Origin of the sequence: Streptomyces sp. NPDC018964 (genome assembly GCF_044390325.1) — a bacterium.
GTDB lineage: Bacteria > Actinomycetota > Actinomycetes > Streptomycetales > Streptomycetaceae > Streptomyces.
On the sequence record NZ_JBIRYZ010000077.1, the window covers coordinates 1 to 1,263 of the forward strand.

Below are 1,263 nucleotides of genomic sequence, written 5' to 3' on the forward strand. Positions count from 1 at the left end.
TTTTATCGTTGTCTTTGGCAAAAGAAATGGAAGGAATACAGAGAAGTAAAATTGCTATTAATAAAGTTATTTTTTTCATATCTAATGTCACCCTTTCTTTAAGCCAGAAGTTTCGCTCCTGGCTTTCTATTATGTATTACAGCCCTTGAACCACACTAAATGTAATCGTAGTTTCATAAGGAGTCGGAGTTGTTGGATAGTTGATTAAATCGACCATATTTTTATTAGGTGTTATTGTTGTTGTTATTTCATTTACTGCATTTATAGTGGTTGATCCAGATTGCGTTCCACTATATACCGTTGCTGTCATTTTATCTATTACAGCTCCTGATACAGTTCTTGTTATATTCGTATTGGAGATTGTTTCTGAAGTAACACGATACTGAATTGTATTTCCAACTATAGCTGAAGTTCCTGATTTAAAGCCTCCAGCTGGTGCCTTCTCTGTTAATGGAGTAGCAGCTAACTTCAGTGACCATGCACTATTAGTCCCTGTAAGATCCTCTACTTTAATTTCTGGAAATTTTGCTAACACTATTTTTTGTGTTTCTGCACTTACTGTAGCTAACGGATTTAATATTTCTGGATTACTAATTGTTAAATATATTCCTTGGCTCTGGACACCCGCTGTTGCGGTAGTTACATATTGATCTGCAGCATCTGCCTTGGTATTGAAAAGGACCATGCATATAGCAAAAGAAGACAAAAGAGCAATTAGTCTCTTTTGTCTCATACTTACCTTACGCATTATAGCCCCTGTACTACACTAAGCTTAACAGTAGTTTCATAAGGAGTTGGACCACCTGGATAGTTAACAGGATCTACCGTTACCTTATTTGGTGCAACCGTAACAGAGATTTCATTGTCTGCAGTTATGCTTGTAGAGCCACCCGCATTGCTTCCGTAATATAAAGTAGTGGATGTATCTCCAGCAAGGTTAATTGCAGTGAATCCACCGAATTGTACGTTAGGATTAGAAATGGTTGATGAGTTTGTTTTTAAAATCATAGAATTAAAAGGCTTTAATGCTGTTGTTCCCGATTTGAAACCACCTGATGGTGTTTTTTCAGTTAATTCAGTAGCACTAACTTTCAATGAAAAATTGGAACCTGTACCCGATAAATCTTCCAAATTAATAGTAGGAATTTTTCCAATGATTACTTTTTGAGTCGCAGTACCCACTGTAACTGTTGGGTTTAAGTCTTGAGGACTTGTTAAAGAAACATTATATCCTCCACTCTGAATGCCTGTAGATGCCTTAGT

2 protein-coding genes are annotated in these 1,263 nt (G+C 36.3%); both read right to left on the reverse strand.

Annotated elements, in window-relative coordinates; translation table 11 throughout:
* Positions 1 to 136: 136 nt before the first annotated feature.
* Complete coding sequence (locus ACH5AO_RS37275; RefSeq protein ID WP_366881127.1) at positions 137 to 733, reverse strand: hypothetical protein; 597 nt, start codon at positions 731 to 733, stop codon at positions 137 to 139.
* A 14-nt stretch (positions 734 to 747) separates the two neighbouring features.
* On the reverse strand, positions 748 to 1,263 hold a 516-nt coding region (locus ACH5AO_RS37280; RefSeq protein WP_398932579.1), incomplete at its 5' end, for a hypothetical protein.